Raw genomic sequence first — 25,315 nt, 5'->3', positions numbered from 1 at the left:
GGGCTTGCGAAGTGCGCGCATTAGCAGGGCCGCAGAGCAAAACCCAATATTTTGTGCAGGACTTTCCGGGATAAGTATGGGCGCTGGCCTCGAAAAAACGCGGCTTCGTCGCTAGGCTGCCCCGATCCATGTCCCAGCCTGCCCGCACCATCCGGCGTCTGCCCGAAAACCTCGTCAATCGCATCGCCGCCGGCGAGGTGGTCGAGCGTCCGGCCAGCGCGCTCAAGGAACTCGTCGAGAACGCCATCGACGCCGGTGCGAGCCAGATTGCGGTGCGTCTGGCCGAAGGCGGTCTCGCGCTCATTGAGGTGACGGACGACGGCTGCGGCATGCGCGCGGAGGAGATCGCGCTGGCGCTGGAGCGCCACGCCACCTCCAAGCTGCCCGATGAGGCGATCGAAATGGTCGCCACCCTCGGCTTCCGCGGCGAGGCGCTGCCCTCGATCGCCTCCGTTGCGCGGGTAACCATCGAAAGCCGCGCCGGAACGCATGGTGAAGCCTGGGCACGCATGGTCGATCACGGCATGGTCGTCTCCGATGGCCCCGCCGCGCTGCCGCCCGGTACACGCGTCCGGGTCGAGGACCTGTTCGGTAAAGTCCCCGCCCGCCGCAAGTTCCTGCGCAGCCCGCGCGCCGAATGGGCCGCCAGCCTCGATGTGGTGCGCCGCCTTGCCCTCGCGCGGCCCGATATCGGCTTCACGCTGGAGCATGATGGCCGCCGCGCGCTGCAGGTCCAGCCGGGCGATACGCTCGCGGCGCGCACCGCCCAGCTCGTCGCGCGCGAACTGCATGACAACGCCGTCGCGGTCGATCTGGTGCGCGGGCCGTTCCACCTCATGGGCGTTGCCGGGCTGCCGACCTACAACCGCGGCGTTGCCGATCACCAGTACCTCTTCGTCAATGGCCGCCCGGTGAAGGACAAGCTGCTGATCGGTGCGGTGCGCGGCGCCTATGCCGATATGCTCGCGCGGGATCGCCATGCCGTCCTCGCGCTGTTCCTTGAAGTCCCGCCCGAGGAAGTCGACGTCAACGTCCACCCCGCCAAGACCGAAGTGCGCTTCCGCGATCCGGCGCTGGTGCGCGGCATGATCGTCTCGGGCCTGAGGCAGGCGCTGATGACGGGGGACCGCCGCTCCGCGCAGGCGCCCGACGCTGCTGCCATGCGCGCCTGGCAGGCAGAGCCCATCGCGCCCGCCATTCCGCCCCAGTCCAATCTGTTCTTCTCCTCGCAACCCGCCCCCCGCGTTTCCGAGGCGGGACAGGCCTGGCGCGGCTACGAGGCGGCGATGATGGCACCCCCCGCCGCGCGCGCGGAGCCGGCGGTGGAGGCCGTCCCCAGCCATCCGCTCGGCGTCGCGCGCGGCCAGATCGCGGCGACCTATATCGTCGCCGAAGCGGAAGACGGCCTCGTCCTTGTCGATCAGCATGCCGCCCACGAGCGCCTCGTGCTCGAAAGGCTGCGCGCCGCAGGGGCAGGGGAGGGCACCGCGCCCGCGCAAGCGCTGCTTCTCCCCGAAGTGGTCGAACTCGATGAACCCTCGTGCGACCGGCTGGAGGAGGCCGCCACGGAACTCGCCGCTTATGGCCTTGCGCTCGAACGCTTCGGCCCCGCCGCGATGCTAGTGCGCGGCGTTCCCGCCGTGCTGAGGGGTGGTGATGTCCAGGCTCTGGTGCGCGATGTTGCCGATGATCTGGCGAAGAACGGCGCAGCGCTGCTGCTGGGTGAGAAGCGCGATCTCGTTTTGGCAACCATGGCCTGCCATGGTTCGGTAAGGGCCGGGCGCGTACTGAGCGTGGCGGAAATGAATGCCCTGCTGCGCGAAATGGAAGTGACGCCGCGTTCGGGACAGTGCAACCATGGCCGACCGACGTGGATCAAGCTGGCCCACGGCGATATCGAAAAGCTCTTCGGGAGGAAATGATGCGGGGAATTGCTCTGGGCCTGGTGCTGCTGCTGGCCGCGTGCGGCTCGCCGCCGCCGCCCCCGCCGCCCGCCAGCACGGTCCAGCCCGAGCCGATCACCTATCCCGATATCAAGGACAACGAACTCTATGGCGCCGGCTGCAACTTTGCCGCTGATGGCGGCGGCATGTCCGCGCTCGTGCTGGCACAGGAAAAGGAGGCGATCCTCAAGGTCAAGGGCAAGATCGTGCGCATCCCGGCCGACAAGAAGAGCCAGATCCTCCCCGAAACAGCTCGCACGCGCTACATCGGTCCCGGCAATATCGTGATCCTCGCCCCGCTGCCCGGCGCCGAGCCATCCGAGAACGGCGTGATCAGAAGCCTCGCCGCCAGCCTCACGATCATGGACCTGCAGGGCCGGATCCAGTTCTTCTCCAAGGGCCAGCTGCAGTGCAAGCCGATGTGAGGTCTGCGGTGTTTAGTCGATCATCGCTTCCACCGTATCGTGCGGATAGAGGATGAACTCGCGGTAGATCTTGAAATGCGCGGTGTCTTCGAGCGCGATTGGCCTCAGGCCGAAGCGCTCGATCTGCCACAGGTCTGCATCGGGCAGCGCCATCAGGATGGGCGAGTGCGTCGCCATGATGATCTGGCAGCTTTCCTCGCGCTGCAATTGCCGCAGCAGCTTGAGGAATTCGAACTGCTTGGCGGGTGACAGCGCAGATTCGGGCTCGTCAAGGATGTACAGGCCCTGCTCGGTCAGCCGCTCTTCAAAGAAGCTCAGGAATCCTTCGCCATGCGATGCGCGCAGGAAACCGGCGCGTGTGGAGCCTGCCTCGTCGAGGTAGCGCGCCACCGAAAAGAACGTCTCGGCGCGAAAGAACCAGCCCCGCCGCACTTGCGGCAGCCACGCCGCCTTGAGCAACTGCCCAAGCCGCGCGCCATCCTCGCCCGAAGCCGCCGATGGCCCGACCGCGCGCATGCCCGATGCGCCGCCGCCCTCGCTGAAACCTGCCATGGTGGCAATGGCCTCGAGCAATGTTGATTTGCCCGAACCGTTCTCACCCACGATGATCGTGACGGACTTGTCGAACGCGAGGTCAAACGCGCCGCGGTGCAGGAGCGGCAGCGAGAGCGGATAGTTGTCCCAGTCGAGCCCGTCGCCATCGGCCTCGCCTGGCAGCCATACGCGCTTGAGATAGGGCGGGGGCAGGCGGGTGGGGCGCGATTTTTGGCTCATCGGGTCCTCAGGCGGGCGACGCACCGAATGTCGCACGCCTTGCGCGGGGCGTCACGTCCTCTCCGCACCGATCCGGATTGTCTCGCCTGATGCGTTCAGAACCCGCATGGCTACCACTCCGGTTCCATTGATAGCCTCTGCTAAAGCAGGCGCCCCATGCTGATGTGCTCTTCTACGGTGAAGCCCAGCCCCTTGTAGAACGCGATCACCGCGGCGTTGGTGCTGCGCACTTGCAGGTTGATCTTGCAGCAGCCCAGCCGGCGCAAGGCCGCTTCGGCGGTCTGCACCAGCGCCGTGCCGATCCCGCGCCGCTTGGCATCCTGCCGCACGGCGACGGAATAGAGCCAGCCCCGGTGGCCATCGTATCCCGCCATGATCGAGCCGATGACACGGCCCTGATCCTCTGCGACGAACAGCAGGTCGTCGTTCATCGCGAGCTTGGCCGGGACGGAGACGTCGGCGCGGTTGCGCGGCGGATCGTTCGGGAAGGCTTCCCGCCAGAGCGCATCGAGTCCATCGAAATCCGCCGCCGCGTAGGGCCGGATTTCCACGGCCGCGCTCAATCCGTCCCCGCCGGGTCGCGCGTCGCCACCAGGCCCAGCGCCTTGAAGCTCATCACCAGTTCGTCGTTCTGGTTGAAGACGCGCGTCTCGCCCTTGATGATGCCCATTTCCGGCCGCGTCTTGCTGCGGCGCTTTTCGAGCAGCGTGTTCTCGCAGCGCAGCGTGTCGCCGGGGTAGACGGGCTTGATCCAGCGCAGTTCGTCGACGCCGGGGGAGCCGAGCCCCGCCTGCTTGTTGTTGAGCAGGTTCGCCACTGTCATCGACATCGTCATCGCAGCCGTGTGCCAGCCGCTGGCCGAAAGGCGGCCGAAGTGCGTCGCCGCTGCCGCATCGTCATCGAGGTGGAAGGCCTGCGGATCGTATTTCCGCGCAAACTCCATCACTTCCTCGCGGGTCACTTCGTAGTGGCCGAACTTGGTCACTTTGCCGACCACCAGATCTTCGTAGTATTGCATCAGATCAATACCTTATACATTGAACTTGAAGTGCATCACGTCGCCGTCGCGCACCACGTATTCCTTGCCTTCCTGCCGCAGCTTGCCCGCATCGCGCGCCGCCGCTTCACCGCCCAGCGTGACGAAATCCTCGTAGGCAATCGTCTCGGCGCGGATGAAGCCGCGCTGCATGTCGGAATGGATCTCGCCCGCCGCCTCGGGCGCCTTGGCCCCGGCATGGACCGTCCATGCCCGCGCTTCCTTGGGGCCGACGGTGAAGAAGGTGAGGAGATGGAGCAGCTCGTAGCCCGAGCGGATGATTTTCGCGAGTCCGGCTTCCTCCAGCCCCAGCGCGCTGAGGAATTCGGCGCGGTCCTCCACCGGCATTGTCACGATATCGGCCTCGATCGCGGCGGAGACGATCACGGCGTTGGCCCCTTCCGCCTTCGCCTTTGCGAACACGCGCGCGGAGAAATCGTTGCCGGTGCCGGCGGCTTCCTCCTCGACATTGCAGACGTAGAGCACCGGCTTGGCGGTGATCAGCTGCGCCTGCGCAAAGACGCGCGCTTCCTCGTCGTCCTTCGGCACCGTCAGGCGCGCGGGCTTGCCTTCGCGCAGCAGATCGAGCGCCTGGCCCAGCACCGACGCAGTGATCTTCGCTTCCTTGTCGCCCTGCGCGGCCTTCTTCTGCGCGGCTGGCACGCGCTTTTCCAGGCTTTCGAGGTCAGACAGCATGAGCTCGGTCTCTACCGTCTCGGCATCCGAGATCGGATCGATCTTGTTGTCGACGTGCTGGATATCGACGTTTTCGAAACACCGCAGCACATGGACGATCGCATCCACCTCGCGGATATTGCCGAGGAACTGGTTGCCCAGCCCTTCGCCCTTCGATGCCCCGCGCACGAGGCCGGCGATATCGACGAAGCCTAGCTGCGTCGGGATGATCTTCTGGCTGCCCGCGATCCGCGCCAGCTCGTCGAGCCGCGGATCGGGCACGCCGACATTGCCGATATTGGGCTCGATCGTGCAGAACGGATAGTTAGCCGCCTGCGCCGCCTGCGTCTCGGTCAGCGCATTGAACAACGTCGACTTGCCCACGTTCGGCAGCCCGACAATCCCGCAGCGAAAACCCATGACGTGTTCCTTGTCTGGTGCAGCAGGCGAATGGCTTGCCCGCTGCCGTGAAGCGCGCGATGGTATCGCGCGGCGACAAGGTCAAGGGGGCGCGGGCGATATGAAGCAGTGGATAGCATGGCTGATGCTTTTGCTGGCGGCCTTCACTAGCACCGCCGCGCACGCCGCCGACGGCGCGCCGCATCAGGCACAGGCGGTCAAAGTGACCACGCTCTCGACGATGCTGACCGACTACGGCACGCTGGGCGAGTGGGGCTTTGCCGCGCTCGTCGAGGTCGATGGACGGCGCATCCTGTTCGATACCGGCGCCAATCCGGATACCGTGCTGAAGAATGCCGAAGCGCTCAAGATCGATCTTTCGAGCGTGGAAGAGGTGGTCATCTCGCACTTCCACGATGATCATACCGGCGGCTTGCTGACCTTGCGCAAGGCGCTGATGCAGAAGAATCCGGCGGCGCTTTCCCACCTCTACGTGGGTGAGGGCATCTTTGCGCCGCGCTATGGCAAGGACGGGCAAAGCGGCACCGAGAACGACTTTCCCGCGCTCGCCAAGGCTTATCTCGATACCGGCGGGCGAATCCAGCAGCTCTCGGGACCGGCCGAGATCGCGAGCGGCATGTGGCTGACCGGTCCGGTGCCGCGCGGCCATGACGAGACCAACTGGAACCCCGGCCTCACCGTGAAGGCGGGCGGGCAACTCGTGCCCGATACGCTGCGCGAGGATACATCGCTGGTCATCGCGACGGCAAGCGGCGTGGTGATCGTCACCGGCTGCGGGCATGCCGGGATCATGAACATCGCTGATGCCGCGCAGACGATCACCGGCGATGCGCGGCTTCATGCCGTGATCGGCGGCATCCACCTGTTTGCCAAGCCCGATGCGGTGCTGATCGCCACCGCCGGCCGTCTCAAGGGCCTTGCCTATCTGCTCGGGGCGCATTGCACCGGTATCGAGGCCACAGTGCGGCTGCGTGAACTGCTCGGACTCGATCGGCGGACTGCGGTGATCGCGGCGGTCGGTTCCAGCTTCACGCTCGGAAAGGGCATTGCCGCCGGGCAGATCGCCGGTTGGACCGGATAGATTCACGCCTCCTTCACCAAAATTTCAAGGATTGGCGCTTAGGTCCGTTCTGAATGTATGGCCGCCTGCCTGACCCGCAGGCGCAGAAGGAACGCACCTGATGAACCGGATTGCCCCGCCGACGCTTGCCCCGTCGACGCTTGCACTGTCGGTGCTTGCGCTTGCCCTCGCAGCGGGAGGATGCAGTCCCGATCCCAAGGCGCTCGCGGACAAGGCGCGCGCCGAATTTGCCGCGCATCAGTATCTGGCGGCGCAGACCGACCTTGCCGCTGCGCTAGCGGCCAATCCGGGCGATGCGGGGCTGATCGAACTGCAGGCGCGCAACGCGTTGGCGATGGGCGATGGCATCGCGGCGGGGGCGAGCCTCGAAAGGCTGGGGAGCCTTCGCAAGCCCGCTGATTTCCATCGGCTGCTCGCCGAAGCTGCACTCCTGCGCGGGCAGGCGCAAGATGCGCTCGCCGCGCTGGGTGACGACAAGTCTGCCGCCGGGCTGCGGCTGCGCGGCCTCGCGCTGCTCACGCAGGGCGACAAGCCCGGTGCCCTCGCAGCCTTTCAGGCCGGTCTTGCGGCCGAACCGCGCAACGCTCCGCTGCTTGCCAGCCTTTCGCGCCTGAAGCTGCTGGAAGGCGATACGGCAGAGGCTCGCCGCCTTGCCGATTCTGCGCTGGCCGCGGATGGCAATCTGCTTGATGCCCTGCTCGTCGATGCTCAGGTCGCGACCGCCGAAGGTCGACTCGGCAATGCGCTGGCCTCCTATGCCAAGGCCGGCAAAGGCTATCCGGGCAATCTCCCCGCGCTTACCGGGCAGGCCGGCATTCTGGGCGATCTCGGGCGGACGGACGAATTGGCCGCGCTGCTGTCGGGCTTCCAGGGCCAGAGCATTGACGGCACGCTGGCCTATCTGAAGGCGCGTCTCGCCTCGGCGAAGGGCGACTGGAACGCTGCGCGCGACATTCTCCAGGCCAACGAGGACAAGCTCAAGGACCGCGACGACGCCAATGTGCTTTATGCGCAGGCGCTCACGCAGATCGGCCAGCCCGAACAGGCCCGCGCCCGCCTCGCGCCGATGCTCGCCCGCCACCCCGAAAGTGTCGTGCTGCGGCGCGAACTGGGCAAGGCGCAGCTTGCAGGCAACGATGCGGCCGGCGCGGTACAGACGCTGATGCCTTTCGCGCAGAGCAAGTCTGCCGCGCCCGATGACCTGCGCCTCCTTGCGAAGGCAGCCGAGGCGGCTGGCGATCCCAATGCGGCCTTCTTTGCAGCGCGGGCGCGCTATCCCTCGCCGCAATCGCTGGGGCAGGCGCTGAGTGCGGCCGATACGGCGATGAAAGCGAGCAACTGGGGCAATGCGATCCTCGCCTACGATCAGATCCTTGCGCTGACCGATGGGCGCAGCGCGCTGGTGCTCAACAACATGGCCTGGGCGCAGGCGCAGGTCGGCAATACCGACAAGGCGCTGCAGTTCGCCCAGCGCGCCATCCAGGTCGCGCCAGAAGATCCCTCGGTCATGGATACGCTCGGCTGGCTGCTGTTCCAGAGCGGCAGCAACAAGAACCGTGCGCTCGATCTGCTGCGCCGCGCCGCGCAGAAGGCGCCGCAGAACCAGACGATCGCCAAGCACCTCGCCGAAGCGCAGCGCGGCTGAACGGCACACGCAGAAAGGCCCCGACCGCGTGGTCAGGGCCCTTCCGCTTATGTGGGGCTCAGGAAATCGCGGGATCAGGCTGCGGCGAAGCGCACCTGCGCGACCTGACGGCGACGGCGTGCCAGCGCGAGGCCGATGATGCCCGCGCCGAACAGGCCAAGCATGCCCGGCTCCGGCACCGGCGTACCGCCTGTCGAGGTGCTGCCACCGCTGGTCGTGCTGCCGCCGCTGGTGCTGCTGGTGATCGTGCCCGCGCCGCTGGCCGAGGTGATGCCCTGCACGCCAGTGATCGACTGGTAGCGCACGTAGAAGTCGCTTAGCGTCAGCGCGGAAACCGGCGAGGCGAAGCTAAGCGTGAAGCTGCCGGTGCCGCTCTGGCCTGCGGTGAGGCCGCCGCTGCCGCCGCCCGCGCAGGCGCCCGTCGAAGCATCCTTGAAGCAGACGTCGACAGTGCCGATGCCGTTGGGATAGTTCGAGTTGAGCTGGGTGTAGCTGTAGGCACCGGTCGAAGCAGCGCCCGAGATCGTGGGATCGGTGTTGAACGCGAAGCTCGAGATGCGCGAGTCGGTCACCGGCGCGGAGGTGGTGTTCGCGACCGAATAGTCGAAGGTGTAGTCATTGCCCGAAACGCCGGTGAGCGTGAACGTGGTCGAACCGGTCAGGCCGTTGATCGACGCGCCGCCAGACCCCGAATAGCCGTTATAATCGAGCGTGATCGCCTTGCCGATGTCGGCCGCATTGAACAGCATCGAGTCTGCCAGCGCCGGGGACGCGACGGTCAGGGATGCCGCGATCGCGAGTGATGCGAACTTGAAATACTTAGTCATGGCCCTGCCCCTGAGTGGTTAAATTCTGATCCCACGCATCTTAAGCAAACACCATGCCAGTGGCGTAAATCCACCATTTCGGATGATTAACGATGCTCCGCTTGTAAACCATTCCGACGGTTTGCCGCGCGGCTAGGCGCGCGCGCTTTTTCACCGAAACTTCAGGGCTTAGGTAGTATTGGTGAGCGTGATGAAACGCGCTGTGCTCCTTGCTGTCCTCCTGCTGGCCTCGGCCTGTTCGCGCACCGATCCGGCGGCGCAATTCGCCGCAGCGCAAAAGGCCTTCGCGGCAGAGGATTATGCCGCCGCGCGGACTCAAGTGCTCGGCGCGCTCGATTCCGACGGCGCCAACCGCGACATGCTGCTGCTCTATGCGCGCACCCAGCTCAAACTGGGCGATGGCGACGGCGCGCAGGCCACGCTCACGCATCTTGAGGAAGCGGGCTTCACCAGTGCCGAACTCGTAAGGATGAAAGCAGAAGCGGCGATCCTGCGCGGTCAGCCGCAGGCGGCGCTGAACCTGCTCGGGCAGGACAGCGGCGCGGAGACGTGGCGCCTTCGCGCCGCCGCCCACAGCGCGCTCGACAACGCCCCCGCCGCGCTCGAAGCGCTGCGCCGGGGCCTTGCCGCCGATCCGCGCAACTATGCGCTGGTGCATGATTACGCGCAGTTCCTGATCGCCGCGCAGGACTATCCTGCCGCAGGCAAGGCGGTCGAAACCTTGCGCCAGCTCGCACCGGGACGGCTGGATACACTGATGATGGCCGGAACACTGGCTGCGCAGCAAGGGAAGCTCGAAGCGGCCAGGAAGAGCTACAGCGCAGCCGCCGATGCCTTTCCGGCGCGGGTGGAACCGCTGACGGCACTCGCCAGCCTTGCAGACATGGAAGGGCAGGTCGACGCAGCGCTGCTCATCGTGGCGCGGGCCGCGAAGATTGCCCCCAGCCATCCCGAAGTGATCGACCTTTCGGTGCAGCTCGCATCGGAAAAGGGTGACTGGGAAACGGTGCGCAAGACGCTCGCATCGCAGGAGGCCACGCTCGATCCGCGCTCGGCAAACGCAATGAGCTATGCCGAGGCGCTGCTGCGGCTGGGCCACCCGGAACAGGCGCGTGCGATGTTTGCGCAGGCGCTGCTGCTTTCGCCGCAGAACCCCTACGCGCGGATCATGCTGGCCGAGGCGCAGCTGGCGGTTGGCGACCCGCGATCAGCCCTGCGCACGGTGCAGCCGCTGTCAGACAGCGTTCTGGCCGGTGAGCGCGAGCTCGATCTGGCAGTGCGGGCAGCGCAGGCAGCGCGCGATCCGTCTGCCGGCGCGCTCCTCGCTCGGCTCAAGTCGCCGGCCCTGAAGGCCAGCCAGCAGCTCGCCAATGCGGGGCAGGCCGCGCTTGCCCGGCAGGACTGGCCTGCGGCACTGGCAGCCTTCGGGCAGATCCCGGGGCACGAGAACGATGGAGAGGTGCTGCGCCGCATGGCGCTCGCGGCGTCGCGCGCCGGGCAGGTGGATGTCGCGCTGGGTTATGCCGATCGCGCGCTCGAGCTTGCGCCGCGCAATGCCGATATGCTGCATACGGCCGCGCTGGTCCGGCTCGAAGCGGGCCGCGACCGTGATCAGATGCTTCGGCTGATGAAGGAAGCCAGTCGGCTCGATCCGGCGAACCACCTGTTTCGTGCCGACCTTGCGCGCGCGGTTGCTGGCGGCGGCTGATCAAACGAGGCACGCGGATCGCCCCGATGGCCTTGCGCTGATCTAACCCCGCAATAACTGCCCTGCCGGTCCTTCACGGGTCGCTTGGCGGCCCCGTGAAGGACTTGGTGGGGCAAGGGGTCGTTCAGGTTCAGCGGCGGCGGCGACGCGCCAGGGCAAGGCCGACGAAGCCGAGGCCCATCATGCCGAGCATGCCCGGTTCGGGAACCGGGGTGCCGCCCGAGGTCGAACCGCCCGAAGTGGTGGTGCCGCCGGTGGTCGTGGTGGTGCCGCCCGTGGTGGTGGTGCCGCCCGTCGTCGAAGTGGTGGTGCCGCCTGTCGTCGAAGTGGTCGTGCCGCCGGTCGTCGAAGTGGTGGTGGTGCCGCCGGTGGTGGTGGTTCCGCCCGTGGTCGTCGAGCTCGTGCTGGAGCTGCCGCACATGGTGCCGCCGGACGGGTGACCGCAGTTGCAATAGTGGGTGTGCTTCACCCAAGCCGAAGCCGGCTGCGAGATCATGGCTGTGCCGAGGAGGGCAGCCGAGGTAATCAGGATACGTTTCATGGTTCAGTCCCCTTGCCAGTAAACCGTGGTTAAACCCTGACAAAGCAAACTTGATGCCAAATACGCATTTCTGCCGATTCTGCTGGTTAACGCCTGTTCGTACGTTACGTCATTGTAAGCCAGCCCGACGCTTGGACTGGTTAATTCTGGCGTAGCGCCACGTCGTTCATGAAGCGCACACTGTCCCCGCTAGCGAGCCATTCCGCCTCTCCGGCCACAGCGCCGAGCATGGTGATGAGGTCGTCCTGCTCCGCCTTGGCGAAGTTGCCCAGGACATAGCCGGTCACCCGGTCCTTGTGTCCCGGATGCCCGATGCCGAGCCGCACGCGGCGGAATTCCGGGCCGATGTGCTGGTCGATCGAGCGCAGGCCGTTGTGCCCGGCATGGCCGCCGCCCTGCTTCACCTTGACCTTGAACGGCGCGAGATCGAGCTCGTCATGAAACACCGTCAGCGCGTCCGGCCCGAGCTTGTAGAAGCGCAGCGCCTCGCTCACCGCGCGGCCGCTTTCGTTCATGAAGGTGGCGGGCTTGAGGAGGATCAGGCGCTCGGAGCCAATGCGGCCGTCCTGCACCCAGCCCTGAAACTTCTTCTGGACCGGGCCGAAGGAATGCACCTCGGCAATGGTGTCGAGCGCCATGAAGCCGACGTTATGCCGGTGGAGGGCGTATTGGGGTCCGGGATTGCCGAGACCGACCCAGAGCTGCATGGCGAGGGTCTTCCTATACGGGGCTGGCGCCAGGAACGGTAAGCTTGATCGGGTTAGGCCAGTACCGGTCCCTCACGCTGGGCGGGAGGGACCGGACACATGGCTTTTCGCAGCGCTTGGCTGCGGGCATCAGGCCAGGTTGGCCTTAGATGCGCAGGAAGTCCGCGTGAAGCGGGCGTTCGGAAACCGGGTGGAACGCAACATCCTTGGGCTGGGTGCGCACGGTCACGCCGCCGACGGTGAGCTCGATGATCGAATCGAAGAACTTGCCGGTGCCAAGCTGGCGGCGCAGTTCCTTTTCTTCGATGTGGATCGCAACCGGATCCTGATTGCCGCCGTAGATCACGGCGGGTGTGCGGCCTTCGCGACGAAGTGCACGGGAGGCTCCCTTGCCAGCCCGTTCACGCGTCTCGGCCGGCAGATGCAGCGTATCGCTCATGTGTCCGTACCTTCACGTTTATGTGTCAAACCGATTTCCTTGCGCCACGCCTCCAGGGATGACCATGCACGCAGGAAGCGGCGGCCCTTAGCGTCTGTGGCGGAAAAAGCAAGCGGAAGCGGGTTTATTGGGTTCGCGCAGAGGCGCAGAGGCGCGGAGAAGAAGGCAGTTGGATTCGCGCAGAGTTCGCAGGGATCGCAGAGATGTCTAGCGGCGGCAAAGCCGCTATAATTCATTGCGCATGTGCAAGGGCGCAATCAATGCCTGCGGCGCGCAGCCTCTTTGCGATCTCCGCGAACTCTGCGCGAACCCTTTACCCTTTTCTTCTCCGCGCCTCCGCGCCTCTGCGCGAACCTTAATAGACCCGCTTCACCTGCCAGCCGCGCGCTTCGAGCAGGCGCGGGAGGCCGTCGATCCCCGCCACATGCGCCGCGCCCACTGCGATAAAGGGCTTCGCGCCCGCTTTCAGCATTGCGTTGATCTGATCCGCCCAGGCCAGATTGCGCCGGGTCAGCAGCGCGGTGCGCAGCTCGGGATCGGCGAGGAAGCCGGTCTGCGCTTCGCGCGCGATGCCCAGTTCGTCGCCGCGCAGCCACAGCGCCAGCATGTCCTTGTCGTCATCGCGGCTGTCCGCCGCCTCGTGCGCAACCTGCTCCAGCAGCACCGACTGCGCGCGCGACGGCAGCGTATCGAAAATGCCGAACTGGCTGTCGATCGTTTCGAGCCCCGTGACCGGCCTGGAGCCGATCACCTTGCGCAGCTCGGGCTCGACCCCGCTTTCGGGCTGCATGCCCTGCTTGAGCCCGCCGATGGCCGCGATCTGCAGCGCCACGGCCCAGCTTTCCTGATCCTTGAACTGCCCGTCGTTCAGCGAAAGGTCCTTGTAGACTTTGGCAAGATCGCTGCGGAACTTGGGCTCAACCCGCTCACTCGGCGGCGGCAGGCCGGGAGTGAACGCAAGCCGGCCCAGCGCTTCGCCCGCCACTTGCGGATTGAGTGCTTCGCCGATCTCCAGCACCAGCCGGTCCGCCCCGCTGATCGCGCTGTCGATGGCCGGGCGGCGCCAGTTGGTGCCCGGAGGCAGCGAGTGGACGGTGCCGAGCAGCCAGCCGTGCACCCCGGTGCTGTCCGATATCGCCCAGAGCGCAACCTTGGCGGGCTCTTCGGGCGGCGGTTTGGCCGCCCCGCAGGCCGCAAGGCTGATGAGCAGGCAGCCGGCCAGCAGCTGTAGGAGCCGGGTGAGGGGGGAGGGATGGCGCTTCATCGCCCCATCGGGATGGACCAAGCGCGCAGGCGAAGCAAGAACCGCGAGCCTCCACGGTTGATTTGCCCCGGTTGATTTGGGAGCGCCAATCCGCCAAAGCGCGCGGGCCATGGCTGATACTGCAAACCCCGCTTCCACCCCTCTCAGCGTGCAGGACATGATCCTCACGCTCCACGCCTATTGGGGCGCGCGGGGATGCCTGATCCTCCAGCCTTACGACATGCGCATGGGCGCAGGCACCTTCCACCCCGCCACGACCTTGCGCTCGCTTGGCCCGCAGCCGTGGAATGCCGCCTATGTCCAGCCCAGCCGCCGGCCCACCGATGGTCGCTATGGCGAGAACCCGAACCGGCTGCAGCACTACTACCAGTACCAGGTCATCATGAAGCCGAGCCCGGCGGACTTCCAGGAGCTTTATCTGGGCAGCCTGTTTGCCATCGGCATCGATCCGCTGCTCCATGATATTCGCTTTGTGGAAGACGACTGGGAATCGCCCACGCTCGGTGCCTGGGGGCTGGGCTGGGAAGTGTGGTGCGACGGCATGGAAGTCTCGCAGTTCACCTATTTCCAGCAGATGGGCGGCTTCGATTGCAAGCCGGTCGCGGGCGAACTGACTTACGGACTTGAGCGCCTCGCGATGTATATCCAGGGCGTCGACAACGTCTACGACCTCCGGTTCAACAATCACGGCGTCAGCTACGGCGAGGTCTTCCTCGAAAACGAGAAGCAGATGTCGAAGTGGAACTTCGAGGTAGCGGACACCGAAACCCTGTTCGAAGGCTTCCGCCGCGCCGAGGCCGAGTGCCGCAAGGCATTGGAAGCCAAGGTTCCTATCGCCGCTTACGAGCAGGCGATCGAGGCGAGCCACCTGTTCAACCTCTTGCAGGCGCGCGGCGTGATCTCGGTGCAGGAACGCGCGAGCTACATGGGCCGGGTGCGCGATCTCGCGCGTGGGTCTTGCGAGGGTTACATGGAGAAGTACCGCCCCGAATGGGAAGCGAAGTTCCCGGGGTGGACGGCATGAGCAATTCCCCAACCCCGTTCGTGTCGAGCGAAGTCGAGACACAAAGCGCAACCGCTGATTTCCTCCTTGAACTGCGCTCCGAAGAAATCCCCGCGCGGATGCAGGCTGGCGCACGCGCCGATCTCGAAAAGCTGTTCCGCCGCGAAATGCAGGCCGCTGGCCTCGCTGTCGGCGAGATCACCGTCTGGTCCACCCCGCGGCGCCTGACGCTCATCGCCAATGCCCTCCCGCTCGCAACGGAAGCGGTGCACGAGGAAACCAAGGGTCCGCGCACGTCCGCGCCCGAACAGGCGCTCGAAGGCTTCCTGCGCAAGACCGGCCTTTCCAAGGACCAGCTGACCGAGCGTGACGGCGTGTGGTTTGCCATCGTTGAAAAGCCCGGCCGCGCTGCTGCCGATGTGCTGGCTGAAGCGATACCCGCCATCATCCGCGCCTTCCCCTGGCCCAAGTCGCAGCGCTGGGGCGCGGCAAGCCTCGCACCGGACAGCCTGCGCTGGGTCCGCCCGCTCTCGGGCATCATTGCGCTGCTCGGCGGCGAAGTGGTGGAATGCGAGATCGGCGGCATCCGTTCAGGCCGCACCACCATGGGCCACCGCTTCCACCACAGCGGCGAAATCCAAATCGACAGCGCCGACGACTACGCTGCCAAGCTGCGAGCTGCCCACGTGATCGTCGATCACGCCGAGCGCGAAGGCATCGTCCGGGAAGGCGCCAAGAAGGCCGCTGCCGATGCCGGCCTCATGCTGGTCGAGGATGAAGGCCTCGTCATCGAGAACGCTGGCCTCACCGAATGGCCTGTGCCGCTGCTCGGCCACTTCGACGAAGCCTTCCTCGAAGTCCCGCCCGAAGTCATCCAGCTCACCGCGCGCGTGAACCAGAAGTACTTCATCTGCCGGGATAGCGCAGGAAAGCTCGCCAACGCCTTCGTCTGCACCGCCAATATCGCCGCGCACGATGGCGGCGCTGTGATCGTCGCGGGCAACCGCAAAGTCCTCGCCGCCCGCCTTTCGGACGCGCGCTTCTTCTGGGAGCAGGACCGCAAGACGCCGCTTTCCGCGCAGGCTGAAAAGCTGGCGCGGATCACCTTCCACGAGAAGCTGGGCACCGTCGCCGACAAGGTGGAACGGGTGGCCAAGCTGGCGCGTTGGCTCGTCGAAGAGGGCATCGTCACTGCTGCCCCCCTCCCCGTTGGGGAGGGGTCGGGGGAGGGGGCTCCCCCATCGCAGTCGCAGAGCACCCCCACCCAACCCTCCCCCGACCGGGGGAGGGCTTTGCTTGCGGATCAAGCCGAACTCGCAGCCCGCCTGTGCAAGGCCGATCTCGTCACCGAAATGGTCGGCGAATTCCCCGAACTGCAGGGCCTGATGGGCGGCTACTATGCCCGCGCCGAGGGTCTGCCCGATGCCGTCGCCCATGCGATCCGTGATCACTACAAGCCGGCCGGGCAGGGCGATGATGTGCCCACCGCGCCGGTAACAGTGGCCGTGGCGTTGGCGGACAAGCTGGATACGCTGGCGGGCTTTTTCGCGATCGACGAGAAGCCGACCGGCTCGAAAGACCCGTTTGCACTGCGCCGCGCGGCATTGGGCGTCATCCAGATCCTGCTGACCGCACAGGTCCGCTGCAGCCTGTCTGACGTGCTGAGCGGCGCCATTGCCAGCGTATTCCGTTCTGTTCTCGACCGTGCTGTTGCAGGCGATCCGAACTTTGCGATGTACATCGAGAAGGTCTGGAAGGTGCAACCGCACCCGTCGCTGCCTGCAGCGGAATTTGCCGCGCGGATGAAAGACTTCGCCGCCGAGCTTGGCGATTTCGAGATCAAGCTTGAGGCCTATTCCGAACTTGCGCTCGAATTCCTGCGTACCGCTCCGGCCGTGATGAGCAGCACGCCCGCTGCACTCGTTGCCTTCTTCGCCGACCGGCTCAAGGTTCAGCAACGCGAAGCCGGTGTCCGCCACGATCTGATCGACGCGGTTTTTGCCCTCGGCGGCGAGGACGATCTCGTCCGCCTGCTCGCGCGCGTCGATGCGCTGCAGGCCTTCGTTGGCACCGAGGACGGCGTGAACCTCCTCGCGGGCTACAAGCGCGCGGCGAATATCCTCAAGAAGGAAGACTACGCGCCGGTCGAGGGCACCTATACCCGCGAACCCGCCGAACAGGCCCTCGTCGATGCGCTCGATGCTGCCGAGCCGCGCGCCGAAGCTGCTGTTGCAGCGGAAGATTTTACAGCCGCAATGGCTGCGCTCGCCACTTTGCGCGCGCCGATCGATGCCTTCTTCGAGAGCGTTACCGTCAACGATGCCGACCCGGCCAAACGTGCAGGGCGCCTCGGACTGCTTGACCGCTTCCGTGCTGCAGTGCACAAAGTTGCGGACTTTGGCCGCATAGAGGGCTAAAGCGCCCCATCACTTTTCGGCGAATCCGGGAAAACCGGAAACAATTGAAGTTCGCAGGGAGCCTCTTGGTCTTATGAGCGCATACGTATTCCATTTCGGCGGCGGTGCTACCAACAACGACCCGCGCTCGCGCGACAAGACCATCACCGGCGGCAAGGGCGCGAACCTTGCCGAGATGGCCGGCATCGGCCTGCCGGTGCCTCCCGGCTTCACGATCAGCACCGAAGTCTGCACCGCCTACAACGCGGCGGGCAAGGCGTTTGACGACGACCTGCGCGCCGGCGTCGCCAATGGCGTCGCGCATATCGAGAAGGCGACGGGGCGCGTCTTCGGCGATCCGGCGAACCCGCTGCTCGTCTCGGTCCGCTCGGGCGCGCGCGTTTCGATGCCGGGCATGATGGATACTGTGCTCAATCTCGGCCTCAATGACGTGACCGTCGAAGGCCTCGCCGCCGGGTCTGGTGATGCCCGCTTCGCGTGGGACAGCTACCGCCGCTTCATCCAGATGTATTCGGACGTGGTGCTCGGCCTCGATCACCACCGCTTCGAAGATGCTCTGGAAATCGCCAAGGAAGACAACGGCTTCTACGCCGATGTCGAGATGAGCGCGGAACATTGGCAGGCGCTCGTGGCCCAGTACAAGGCCATCGTCGCCGAAGAACTCGGCCGCCCGTTCCCGCAGGACGTCCACGAACAGCTCTGGGGCGCGATCGGCGCCGTGTTCGATTCGTGGGAAAGCGACCGCGCCAAGGTCTACCGCCGCCTCAATGCCATCCCGCATGACTGGGGCACCGCGGTCAACGTGCAGGCCATGGTCTTCGGCAACATGGGCGAAACCTCCGCCACCGGAGTCGCCTTCACGCGCGATCCCGCGACCGGCGAGCGCGCCTACTACGGCGAATGGCTGGTCAACGCGCAGGGCGAGGATGTCGTCGCCGGCATCCGCACCCCGCAGTACCTGACCAGGGCCGCGCGCGAGCGGGCAGGGGCGAAGCCGCTCTCGATGGAAGAGGCGATGCCGGAGGCCTACACCGAGCTCGCCCGCGTGTTCGACCTGCTCGAGCTCCACTACAAGGACATGCAGGACATCGAGTTCACCGTCGAGCAGGGCAAGCTGTGGATGCTGCAGACCCGCTCGGGCAAGCGCACCGCCAAGGCCGCGCTCAAGATGGCGGTGGACATGGCGCGCGAAGGCCTGATCGACGAGGCCACCGCAGTGAAGCGCGTCGATCCCATGGCGCTCGACCAACTGCTGCACCCGACGCTCGATCCCAGCGCGCCGCGCGATGTGCTCACGCGCGGCTTGCCGGCCTCGCCGGGCGCCGCCACCGGCATCATCATGTTCGATGCCGATAGCGCCGAACACCGCGCGCAGATGGGCGAAGATGTCATCCTCGTCCGCGTCGAAACCAGCCCTGAGGACATTCACGGCATGCACGCCGCCAAGGGCGTGCTCACCGCACGCGGCGGCATGACCAGCCACGCCGCCGTGGTCGCGCGCGGAATGGGCCGCCCCTGCGTTTCCGGTGCTTCGGGCCTCTCGATCGACATGGCGACCCGCACCGCGCGCATGGGCACGCGTGAGGTCAAGGAAGGCGAGGTCATCACGCTCGACGGATCGAACGGCGATGTGATGCTCGGCGCGGTGCCGATGGTCGAACCCGAACTGGTCGGCGATTTCGCTGTCCTGATGGAATGGGCGGATAAGCACCGCCGCATGAAAGTGCGCGCCAATGCCGAAACCCCGCTCGATTGCCAGGTCGCGCGCCAGTTCGGCGCCGAAGGCGTGGGCCTTTGCCGCACTGAACACATGTTCTTCGATGCGGGCCGTATCTCGCTGGTCCGCCAGATGATTCTGGCCGAGGATGAAGCCACCCGCCGCCGCGCGCTGAACAGCCTGCTGCCCGAACAGCGTGCCGATTTCACCGCGATCTTCGAGGTCATGGCCGGGCTTCCCGTCACCATCCGCCTGCTCGATCCGCCGCTCCACGAATTTCTGCCCCATGGTGAGACGGAGTTCGAGGAGCTTTCCGAAGCGACCGGCCTCGGTGTAGATCACTTGAAGCGCCGCGCGGGCGAGCTCCACGAGTTCAACCCGATGCTCGGGCATCGGGGCTGCCGCCTGGGCATAACGTTCCCCGAAATCTACGAAATGCAGGCCCGCGCGATCTTCGAGGCTGCTTGCGACGTCGCGGAGAAGTCGGGCGAAGCGCCCGTCCCCGAAGTCATGATCCCGCTCGTCGCGACCCGCCGCGAGCTCCTCATCCTGCGCGCGCTCGTCGACCGCGCCGCCGAGGCCGTCTTCGCCGAGAAGGGCCGCACGCTCGAGTACCTCGTCGGCACGATGATCGAACTGCCGCGCGCCGCGCTCATGGCGGGCGAAATCGCCGAGGAAGCCAAGTTCTTCTCCTTCGGCACCAACGACCTCACGCAGACGACGCTCGGCGTCAGCCGCGACGATGCCGCGCGCTTCCTCGGGCCTTATGTCGAGCAGGGCATCTACCCGCGCGATCCCTTCGTCAGCCTCGATATCGAAGGCGTCGGCCAACTGGTCGAGATGGCCGCCGTGCGCGGGCGCGAGACCCGGCCCGACATCAAGCTCGGCATCTGCGGCGAACATGGCGGCGATCCGGCATCGATTGCGTTCTGCGAGAAGGTCGGTCTCGATTACGTCTCGGCCAGCCCCTACCGCGTGCCGATTGCGCGGCTGGCGGCGGCGCAGGCGGCTTTGGGGTAGGGGCCAAGCGGCCCCACCAAACATTCGTCATTCCCGCGAACGCGGGAAGATAGGTGCCGAAGAATAGGGACTGTCCCTATTTTCTTGGCCCTATTTTCTAGAACTTCGGCGCGCGCAGAGCTTTGGCCCAACCGCTCAGCGTCAGGATTGCAAAGCGCTCGGTCACACGCCCATCCGCGTCTGCCGCTGCCGCAAACGCATCTTGCGCACGCGCCCAGCCGGCCTTGCCCAGCACCGGGCCAGGCCGGGCAAGGCAGCTCGAGAGGCCTTGGGCCCGCAAATCCTCCAGCAGCCGGGCAAAGCTCGCATAGCGCACATCCAGCATGCGACTATCGCTCATCGGTTCGGCAAAGCCGCAGCGTTGGAGCAGGTCGCCGCCCGCCCGCACATCAACTTGCGGATGGATGCGCGCAGCTGGGCGCGCGCCATCGGCAGCGACCATCACGTCGCGCAAGGCGGGCACGCTGCCCGCGCCGCACCAGCTCATGATCGCGAGGCCATCCGGCGCCAGCGCGCGGCGAATATGCACGAAGGCGCCGGGTAAGTCGTTGACCGTGCCGAGCGTGCCGAGGTGCGCGATCAGATCGAAGCTCGCCTCACCTGGCCAGGGCTGTTCTTCGTCGAGCGGCAGTTCGCCGGCAAGCGGTGCAGGATCGGCTCGCACGATTGCGCATCCCCGTGCGGCCAGCGCTTTTGCCAGCATGCCACTGAAGTCGCCCACCAGCAGCGCTCGCTTCGGTTCGTGACGCAGGAAGTCGAGCCGGTCGAGCACATCCTCGGCCATGTCCTCTGCCAGATAGCGCGCGGCATCTGGTCGGCGCTGCAAGGCGCGCATCCGCTGACGCTGCGAGCGGCGACGGGTGGGCGAAAAGATCGTCGGCGGCTTTGGGGGGAGAGGGGGCGTGGCCATGGCATCCGCCCCTGCCGCGCCGCGTGCGCTCTGCCAAGCCCCTCTTGCCAATGGCGGCCTTCCGGGCGAGACTTTGGCCATGGCGAAACCCGCGCTTCTCGCTCCGCTGATCGATCTGGTGTTCCCCCCGCGTTGCCCCCTGTGCGGCGATGCGCTGGCGCAGCAGGGCGGGCTTTGCGCGGCGTGCTGGACGAAGTTGGCCGTGCCGGGCGAACCGGCCTGCTGCACCTGCCAGCGCCCGCTGGCTGACAGCGTGGTCCACTCCGGCGAGGTCCAGTGCGCGCCGTGCATGGCAAACCCGCCGCGCCACGCGGGGATCGCGGCGGCCACGCTCTACAACGATGCTTCGCGCGAACTCGTGCTGGCGTTCAAGCGCGGCAAGCGCATCGCGCTGGCTGACCTGCTCTCGCGCCTGATGGTGCGGCGCCTGCCGGATCTGCAGGGCGAATGGCTGGTGGTGCCGGTGCCGCTCCATCGCTGGCGGCTGTGGGAGCGCGGGTTCAATCAGTCTGCGCTGCTCGCGGAGCGGATTGCGCGGACGGTCAATCAGCCGCTGGTGGTCGATGCGCTGGAGCGCCGCAAGCGCACGCCCTCGCTCGGCGGCCTCGGCAAGCGCGCGCGGGCTGATGCGCTGCGCGGCGCGATCAGCGCGCACCCGCGCCGTGCCGAGCGGCTGAAAGGCGCCCGGGTACTACTGGTCGATGATGTGATGACGAGCGGCGCCACGACCGATGCCTGCCTTGCCGCGCTGCGCAAGGCGGGAGCGGCCGAAGTGCGCATCGCCTGCTTTGCGCGGGTGCTTGATGAGGCGCTCGATCAGGCTGGCCGCGAGGACGCACCGCTGGCGGCGTGAGATTTCCGGAGCCTGAAACACGAAACGCCCGGAGCGTTCACTCCGGGCGTTCCCGTGACGATACCTGATCGGTTCGGATCCATCCAGTCACGGCCTGCCCCTCGCGGCCCCAGCTTCTGCTGGTCTAGTGACGGATGACGGACCCTGCCGAAATCCCTGAGCGTTTTTTCCGAGAGCCTCGCTGCTCTGCCCGTTTCGGGGAGCGGCGCCGCTTTCGGACCCCATGTGATTCCAACCCTGAACTTTGGCCTGTATGCGTGCGCCCGGGCGGTTAACCCGGTTCGTATTTGCAGCTCCCTCAAGCCGCGACCCCTTCATCCGCCATTGCCGGGCGAGGTTAAAGCATGTTGTTCAAGGCCCATGGATTTTGGCCGGGGCATGTGGTTATCCTGCAACAAAATGACACCCGCGCTGCGAAAGGCCTGCCCATTTCCATCCAATCGCCCGAAACCGAGCTGCGTGAGCAGGGTGCGGTGTTCATGCCGCGCTTCGACTCAGCCGGACTCGTCACCGCCGTTGCGGTCGATCACGCCAGCGGACAGCTGCTCATGCTGGCGCACATGGATGCGGAGGCGATTGCCCGCACGCGCGAGACCGGCTTTGCCCACTTCCATTCGCGATCGCGCGGGCGGCTGTGGATGAAAGGCGAGAGCTCGGGCCACGTGCTCAAGGTGATCGAGATTCGCGTCGATTGCGATCAGGATGCGCTGGAGCTCCGGGTCGAGGCGGCGGGCCCGGCCTGCCACACCTTGGCGCCCTCGTGCTTCTACCGCAGGCTTGATGCGGACGGCGGGCTGGAGCGGATCGATAGTTGACGCTTACGTAAAGGGTAGTTAGGTCGTGCGGGCATGTCCTCGCGTCCCATCACCACGAGTCCGGCCAATACCGCGAACCAGGAACGGATGCCGGTCGCCCAGACCCGCCGGGCAGACTCGGCCCGTAGCAGTGATCACACCGGGCACTTGCACCAGCCCGATGCGCTCGCGCGCGAACAGTTCACCATCTCCGATCTTTCGAGCGAATTCGGCGTTACCGCGCGCGCGCTGCGCTTCTATGAGGACGAGGGCCTGATCGCGCCGACCCGCGTCGGCCTTGCCCGCATCTATTCGAAGCGCGACCGGGCGCGGCTGGCCTGGATCATGCGCGCCAAGAACGTGGGGTTCAGCCTCTCCGAAATCCGCGACATGATCGACTTGTACGATCTGGGCGACGGGCGCGCGAAGCAGCGCCGTGTGACGATCGACAAGTGCCGCGAGCGCATCGACAACCTCAAGCGCCAGCAGGCCGATATCAACGCGACGATTGCCGAACTCAACAGTTTCGTCGCGCTGCTGATCGAGCGGGAGAAGCTCGAGGGCCGCCCGGTCAACCTTGATGGCGATCCTGAATAACCTTTCGAGAGGACCTGAACCATGCCCGTTTTCCAGGCGCCGACCCGCGACACCCGTTTTGTCGTCAATGAAGTGCTGGGCCTTGAAGGCTACGGCCATCTGCCGGGCTTCGAGGCCGCGACCCGCGATCTGACCGACAGTGTGATCGAGGAAGCCGGGCGCTTCGTGAACGAAGTCGTCGCCCCGCTCAATCTCTCGGGCGATCAGGAAGGCTGCACCCGCCACCCGGACGGCAGCGTGACGACGCCGAAGGGCTTCAAGGAAGCCTATGCGCGCTACATCGAGGCGGGCTGGGGCACGCTCGCCGCGCCGGAGATCTACGGCGGGCAGGGCCTGCCGCATGTCATCGGCTTCGTGATGGAAGAATACCTTGCCAGCGCCAACCAGGCCTTCGCGATGTATCCGGGCCTTGCCAATGGTGCGATCTCGGCGATCTCGTCCAAGGGCTCGCCCGAGCAACAGGCGATGTACCTGCCCAGGATGGTGAGCGGCGAATGGCTCGGCACGATGAATCTGACCGAGCCGCACTGCGGCACCGACCTCGGGCTAATCCGCACCCGCGCAGAGCCGCAGGCGGACGGTTCCTATGCCATCACCGGCACCAAGATCTTCATCTCCGCGGGCGATCATGACCTGTGCGAGAACATCATCCACCTCGTGCTGGCCAAAACCCCGGGCGCGCCGGAATCGAGCAAGGGCATCTCGTTGTTCATCGTGCCCAAGTTCATCGTGAACGCCGATGGCTCTCTGGGGGACCGCAATGCCGTCTCGGTTGGATCGATCGAGCACAAGATGGGCATCCACGGCAACGCGACCTGCGTGATGAACTACGATGGCGCGAAAGGCTGGCTGATCGGCGAGGAGAACAAGGGCCTCGCGGCGATGTTCATCATGATGAACGCGGCGCGCCTCGGCGTCGGCATCCAGGGCCTCGCGCAGGCGGAAGCCTCGTACCAGAACGCGGTGCTCTATGCGCAGGAGCGGCGGCAGGGCCGCGCGCTGACCGGTCCGGCAGAGCCTCAGCAGAAGGCCGATCCGCTGCTCGTGCACCCTGACGTGCGCCGCATGTTGATGGACGCCAAGATGTTCATCGGCGGGATGCGCGCGCTGTGCCTTTGGGGCGCTCTGCAGGTCGATCTCTCGCACAAGGCCGCGACCGAGGAAGAGCGGCAGGCCGCCGACGACCTCATCAGCCTGCTGACCCCTGTGATCAAGGGCTATGGCACCGACATGGGCTACAAGACCGCGACCGACATGCAGCAGGTCTGGGGCGGGCACGGCTACATCGCCGAGAACGGCATGGACCAGTTCGTGCGCGATGCGCGCATCGCGATGATCTACGAAGGTGCCAACGGCGTGCAGGCGATGGACCTCGTAGGCCGCAAGCTCGCGCTCAACGGCGGCCGGGCGATCCAGCGCCTGTTCGCGGTGATCGATGCCGAATGCGCAGAGGAAAGTGCGGACGAGACGGTCAGGCTGGTGGCCGAGCGCCTCGCCAAGACCGTCGGCCACCTCAAGGCGGCCACGATGTGGTTCATGCAGCACGCCATGGCTGACCGCAACGCGATCGGCGCGGGCGCCTACGCCTATATGACGCTGACCGGCGTGGTCTCGCTCGGCCTGATGTGGCTGCGCATGGCCAAGGTTTCGGCTGCGGCGCTGAGCCAGGAAGGCGCGGACAAGCCCTTCTACGAGGCCAAGCTGCTCTGCGCCAAGCACTGGGCGCTGCGCTTCGCCCCGCAGGCGGGTTCGCTGCGCTATGAAGTGGAAGCGGGTGCCGAGACGGTGATGGGGCTGACGGCCGAGCAGTTCGCCGCCTAGAACACCTCGGCGAACAGCCCCGTCAGCGCTGCCCAGCTTTGGCGGTCGGCGCTGGCATCATAGCCGATGGCGGGAACGCCGCGCGCGTCGCTGCCGGGATCGGTGAAGCCGTGCCTCACGCCGCTGTAGGCGTGGAAGTGCCAGTTGGCTCCGGCAGCGTCCATTTCGTCCCAGAAGGCTGTCACTTGCGAACGCGGGACGAGCGGATCGGCATCGCCGTGGCAGACGAGGATGCGCGCCTTGACCGCGCCCGGGGCGGCGGATCTGGCCGTATCGAGCAGGCCATGAAAGCTGGCGGCGAGGACAATGTCGGCCCCGTCGCGCGCGAGTTCGAGCGCGGCCTGCCCGCCCATGCAATAGCCGATGGCAGCGGTCTTGAGGCCCTGCGCTTCCGGCAGTCCGGTCAACGCATCGAGCGCGGCGCGCAGGCGGGCGCGGTAGACATCAACCGAGGCCCTGAGTGCGCCAGCCAGCTGCATCGAATGCTCGAAATCGCGCACCGGCTGGCCATAGAAATCGGCGACCAGCGCGAGGAAGCCGGCATCAGCCAGCATCGCCGCACGCCGCTCCATCGGCGGGTTCGGGTTCATGATCGTCGGCAGGACAAGCACTGCGCCGCGCGCCGCGCCGATGGGGCGGGCGAGCCACCCCGTCAGCGCGGTATCACCATCGGAATAGGTCACCGGTTCGAGCGCCAT

Annotated in this window: 22 protein-coding genes and 1 pseudogene; 12 read left to right on the top strand and 11 right to left on the bottom strand. The window is 66.2% G+C overall.

The genetic code is table 11. From position 1 onward, the window contains the following. The first annotated feature begins 128 nt into the window (after positions 1 to 128). Positions 129 to 1,922 (top strand): DNA mismatch repair endonuclease MutL, encoded by a 1,794-nt coding sequence (gene mutL / locus ACODS2_RS18805; RefSeq protein WP_489000189.1) that lies wholly within the window; start codon positions 129 to 131, stop codon positions 1,920 to 1,922. Further along, positions 1,919 to 2,368, top strand: a complete 450-nt coding sequence (locus ACODS2_RS18800) for a hypothetical protein (RefSeq protein ID WP_489000188.1) — start codon at positions 1,919 to 1,921, stop codon at positions 2,366 to 2,368. The genes mutL and ACODS2_RS18800 overlap by 4 nt, the downstream gene beginning before the upstream one ends. Before the next feature lie 12 nt (positions 2,369 to 2,380). On the opposite strand, the gene ACODS2_RS18795 is transcribed toward ACODS2_RS18800, so the two are convergent. The 4 genes from ACODS2_RS18795 to ychF form a co-directional block, all read right to left on the bottom strand. Continuing rightward, positions 2,381 to 3,142 carry an AAA family ATPase gene (locus ACODS2_RS18795; RefSeq protein WP_489000187.1) on the bottom strand — a complete coding sequence of 254 codons (762 nt, stop codon included), beginning with the start codon at positions 3,140 to 3,142 and terminating at the stop codon, positions 2,381 to 2,383. Between the two features lie 140 nt (positions 3,143 to 3,282). Then, complete coding sequence (locus ACODS2_RS18790; protein ID WP_489000186.1) at positions 3,283 to 3,693, bottom strand: GNAT family acetyltransferase; 411 nt, start codon at positions 3,691 to 3,693, stop codon at positions 3,283 to 3,285. A gap of 8 nt (positions 3,694 to 3,701) precedes the next feature. Next, the gene (locus ACODS2_RS18785) at positions 3,702 to 4,160 is read right to left on the bottom strand and encodes a MaoC family dehydratase (RefSeq protein WP_421838708.1); all 459 of its coding nucleotides are present in this window, start codon (positions 4,158 to 4,160) and stop codon (positions 3,702 to 3,704) included. A gap of 12 nt (positions 4,161 to 4,172) precedes the next feature. After that, positions 4,173 to 5,273, bottom strand: a complete 1,101-nt coding sequence (gene ychF / locus ACODS2_RS18780) for a redox-regulated ATPase YchF (RefSeq protein ID WP_421838707.1) — start codon at positions 5,271 to 5,273, stop codon at positions 4,173 to 4,175. Between the two features lie 100 nt (positions 5,274 to 5,373). Between ychF and ACODS2_RS18775 the strand changes: the two genes are divergently transcribed. Together ACODS2_RS18775 and ACODS2_RS18770 are read left to right on the top strand one after the other, a co-directional pair. Then, positions 5,374 to 6,354: an MBL fold metallo-hydrolase gene (locus tag ACODS2_RS18775; RefSeq protein WP_489000185.1), complete on the top strand. Its 981-nt coding sequence runs from the start codon at positions 5,374 to 5,376 to the stop codon at positions 6,352 to 6,354. A 100-nt stretch (positions 6,355 to 6,454) separates the two neighbouring features. Continuing rightward, a complete protein-coding gene (locus tag ACODS2_RS18770; RefSeq protein WP_489000184.1) occupies positions 6,455 to 7,999 on the top strand; it encodes a tetratricopeptide repeat protein in 1,545 nt (514 codons plus the stop codon). A gap of 74 nt (positions 8,000 to 8,073) precedes the next feature. Here the strand turns inward: ACODS2_RS18770 and ACODS2_RS18765 are convergent, their stop codons facing one another. Then, positions 8,074 to 8,826, bottom strand: coding sequence for a cistern family PEP-CTERM protein (locus ACODS2_RS18765; RefSeq protein ID WP_489000183.1), 753 nt, complete (start codon positions 8,824 to 8,826; stop codon positions 8,074 to 8,076). A gap of 190 nt (positions 8,827 to 9,016) precedes the next feature. Here ACODS2_RS18765 and ACODS2_RS18760 point away from each other — a divergent pair, with 190 nt between their 5' ends. Next, entirely contained in the window at positions 9,017 to 10,534 is a 1,518-nt protein-coding gene (locus ACODS2_RS18760) for a tetratricopeptide repeat protein (RefSeq protein ID WP_489000182.1), read from the top strand. Between the two features lie 130 nt (positions 10,535 to 10,664). On the opposite strand, the gene ACODS2_RS18755 is transcribed toward ACODS2_RS18760, so the two are convergent. From ACODS2_RS18755 to ACODS2_RS18740, 4 genes and pseudogenes are all read right to left on the bottom strand, one after another. Further along, complete coding sequence (locus tag ACODS2_RS18755; RefSeq protein WP_489000181.1) at positions 10,665 to 11,075, bottom strand: PEP-CTERM sorting domain-containing protein; 411 nt, start codon at positions 11,073 to 11,075, stop codon at positions 10,665 to 10,667. Between the two features lie 140 nt (positions 11,076 to 11,215). Next, positions 11,216 to 11,782, bottom strand: a complete 567-nt coding sequence (gene pth / locus ACODS2_RS18750) for an aminoacyl-tRNA hydrolase (RefSeq protein ID WP_489000180.1) — start codon at positions 11,780 to 11,782, stop codon at positions 11,216 to 11,218. Between the two features lie 148 nt (positions 11,783 to 11,930). After that, positions 11,931 to 12,221: pseudogene (gene rplY / locus ACODS2_RS18745) on the bottom strand (50S ribosomal protein L25); the annotation flags it as partial. A 355-nt stretch (positions 12,222 to 12,576) separates the two neighbouring features. Next, complete coding sequence (locus ACODS2_RS18740) at positions 12,577 to 13,485, bottom strand: TraB/GumN family protein (RefSeq protein WP_489000179.1); 909 nt, start codon at positions 13,483 to 13,485, stop codon at positions 12,577 to 12,579. A gap of 109 nt (positions 13,486 to 13,594) precedes the next feature. On the opposite strand from ACODS2_RS18740, the gene ACODS2_RS18735 reads away from it, so the two are divergent. The 3 genes from ACODS2_RS18735 (at position 13,595) to ppdK (ending at position 19,642) form a co-directional block, all read left to right on the top strand. Continuing rightward, positions 13,595 to 14,509 (top strand): glycine--tRNA ligase subunit alpha, encoded by a 915-nt coding sequence (locus ACODS2_RS18735; RefSeq protein ID WP_489000178.1) that lies wholly within the window; start codon positions 13,595 to 13,597, stop codon positions 14,507 to 14,509. Beyond that, a complete protein-coding gene (glyS, locus tag ACODS2_RS18730; RefSeq protein WP_489000177.1) occupies positions 14,506 to 16,905 on the top strand; it encodes a glycine--tRNA ligase subunit beta in 2,400 nt (799 codons plus the stop codon). The genes ACODS2_RS18735 and glyS overlap by 4 nt, the downstream gene beginning before the upstream one ends. A 73-nt stretch (positions 16,906 to 16,978) precedes the next feature. Continuing rightward, complete coding sequence (gene ppdK, locus ACODS2_RS18725; protein WP_489000176.1) at positions 16,979 to 19,642, top strand: pyruvate, phosphate dikinase; 2,664 nt, start codon at positions 16,979 to 16,981, stop codon at positions 19,640 to 19,642. A gap of 97 nt (positions 19,643 to 19,739) precedes the next feature. Here ppdK and ACODS2_RS18720 read toward each other — a convergent pair whose 3' ends face one another. Further along, positions 19,740 to 20,552, bottom strand: coding sequence for a methyltransferase domain-containing protein (locus ACODS2_RS18720; RefSeq protein WP_489000175.1), 813 nt, complete (start codon positions 20,550 to 20,552; stop codon positions 19,740 to 19,742). Positions 20,553 to 20,631: 79 nt separating this feature from the next. Here ACODS2_RS18720 and ACODS2_RS18715 point away from each other — a divergent pair, with 79 nt between their 5' ends. From ACODS2_RS18715 to ACODS2_RS18700, 4 genes are all read left to right on the top strand, one after another. Beyond that, positions 20,632 to 21,405: a ComF family protein gene (locus ACODS2_RS18715; protein ID WP_298169216.1), complete on the top strand. Its 774-nt coding sequence runs from the start codon at positions 20,632 to 20,634 to the stop codon at positions 21,403 to 21,405. A 455-nt stretch (positions 21,406 to 21,860) separates the two neighbouring features. After that, positions 21,861 to 22,220, top strand: coding sequence for a phosphoribosyl-AMP cyclohydrolase (hisI, locus tag ACODS2_RS18710; RefSeq protein ID WP_298169220.1), 360 nt, complete (start codon positions 21,861 to 21,863; stop codon positions 22,218 to 22,220). Positions 22,221 to 22,307: 87 nt separating this feature from the next. Continuing rightward, positions 22,308 to 22,796, top strand: a complete 489-nt coding sequence (locus ACODS2_RS18705; RefSeq protein WP_298169223.1) for a MerR family transcriptional regulator — start codon at positions 22,308 to 22,310, stop codon at positions 22,794 to 22,796. Between the two features lie 21 nt (positions 22,797 to 22,817). Further along, entirely contained in the window at positions 22,818 to 24,617 is a 1,800-nt protein-coding gene (locus ACODS2_RS18700) for an acyl-CoA dehydrogenase C-terminal domain-containing protein (protein ID WP_489000174.1), read from the top strand. On the opposite strand, the gene ACODS2_RS18695 is transcribed toward ACODS2_RS18700, so the two are convergent. Continuing rightward, positions 24,614 to 25,315: a dienelactone hydrolase family protein gene (locus ACODS2_RS18695; RefSeq protein WP_489000173.1), complete on the bottom strand. Its 702-nt coding sequence runs from the start codon at positions 25,313 to 25,315 to the stop codon at positions 24,614 to 24,616. The two genes, ACODS2_RS18700 and ACODS2_RS18695, sit on opposite strands and share 4 nt — an antisense overlap.

This window comes from Novosphingobium sp. FG137, from assembly GCF_057809735.1.
The sequence above is the reverse complement of the archived record's forward strand: the minus strand, read 5'-3'. Positions and strand labels throughout refer to the sequence as shown.

Excerpts from the sequence above, each read along its gene's own strand:
- mutL (WP_489000189.1), top strand. The coding sequence starts at position 129 with ATGTCCCAGCCTGCCCGCACCATCCGGCGTCTGCCCGAAAACCTCGTC.
- ACODS2_RS18800 (WP_489000188.1), top strand. The coding sequence starts at position 1,919 with ATGATGCGGGGAATTGCTCTGGGCCTGGTGCTGCTGCTGGCCGCGTGC.
- ACODS2_RS18795 (WP_489000187.1), bottom strand. The coding sequence starts at position 3,142 with ATGAGCCAAAAATCGCGCCCCACCCGCCTGCCCCCGCCCTATCTCAAG.
- ACODS2_RS18785 (WP_421838708.1), bottom strand. The coding sequence starts at position 4,160 with ATGCAATACTACGAAGATCTGGTGGTCGGCAAAGTGACCAAGTTCGGC.
- ychF (WP_421838707.1), bottom strand. The coding sequence starts at position 5,273 with ATGGGTTTTCGCTGCGGGATTGTCGGGCTGCCGAACGTGGGCAAGTCG.
- ACODS2_RS18775 (WP_489000185.1), top strand. The coding sequence starts at position 5,374 with ATGAAGCAGTGGATAGCATGGCTGATGCTTTTGCTGGCGGCCTTCACT.
- ACODS2_RS18770 (WP_489000184.1), top strand. The coding sequence starts at position 6,455 with ATGAACCGGATTGCCCCGCCGACGCTTGCCCCGTCGACGCTTGCACTG.
- ACODS2_RS18765 (WP_489000183.1), bottom strand. The coding sequence starts at position 8,826 with ATGACTAAGTATTTCAAGTTCGCATCACTCGCGATCGCGGCATCCCTG.
- ACODS2_RS18760 (WP_489000182.1), top strand. The coding sequence starts at position 9,017 with ATGAAACGCGCTGTGCTCCTTGCTGTCCTCCTGCTGGCCTCGGCCTGT.
- ACODS2_RS18755 (WP_489000181.1), bottom strand. The coding sequence starts at position 11,075 with ATGAAACGTATCCTGATTACCTCGGCTGCCCTCCTCGGCACAGCCATG.
- pth (WP_489000180.1), bottom strand. The coding sequence starts at position 11,782 with ATGCAGCTCTGGGTCGGTCTCGGCAATCCCGGACCCCAATACGCCCTC.
- ACODS2_RS18740 (WP_489000179.1), bottom strand. The coding sequence starts at position 13,485 with ATGAAGCGCCATCCCTCCCCCCTCACCCGGCTCCTACAGCTGCTGGCC.
- ACODS2_RS18735 (WP_489000178.1), top strand. The coding sequence starts at position 13,595 with ATGGCTGATACTGCAAACCCCGCTTCCACCCCTCTCAGCGTGCAGGAC.
- glyS (WP_489000177.1), top strand. The coding sequence starts at position 14,506 with ATGAGCAATTCCCCAACCCCGTTCGTGTCGAGCGAAGTCGAGACACAA.
- ppdK (WP_489000176.1), top strand. The coding sequence starts at position 16,979 with ATGAGCGCATACGTATTCCATTTCGGCGGCGGTGCTACCAACAACGAC.
- ACODS2_RS18720 (WP_489000175.1), bottom strand. The coding sequence starts at position 20,552 with ATGGCCACGCCCCCTCTCCCCCCAAAGCCGCCGACGATCTTTTCGCCC.
- ACODS2_RS18715 (WP_298169216.1), top strand. The coding sequence starts at position 20,632 with ATGGCGAAACCCGCGCTTCTCGCTCCGCTGATCGATCTGGTGTTCCCC.
- ACODS2_RS18705 (WP_298169223.1), top strand. The coding sequence starts at position 22,308 with ATGCCGGTCGCCCAGACCCGCCGGGCAGACTCGGCCCGTAGCAGTGAT.
- ACODS2_RS18700 (WP_489000174.1), top strand. The coding sequence starts at position 22,818 with ATGCCCGTTTTCCAGGCGCCGACCCGCGACACCCGTTTTGTCGTCAAT.
- ACODS2_RS18695 (WP_489000173.1), bottom strand. The coding sequence starts at position 25,315 with ATGGCGCTCGAACCGGTGACCTATTCCGATGGTGATACCGCGCTGACG.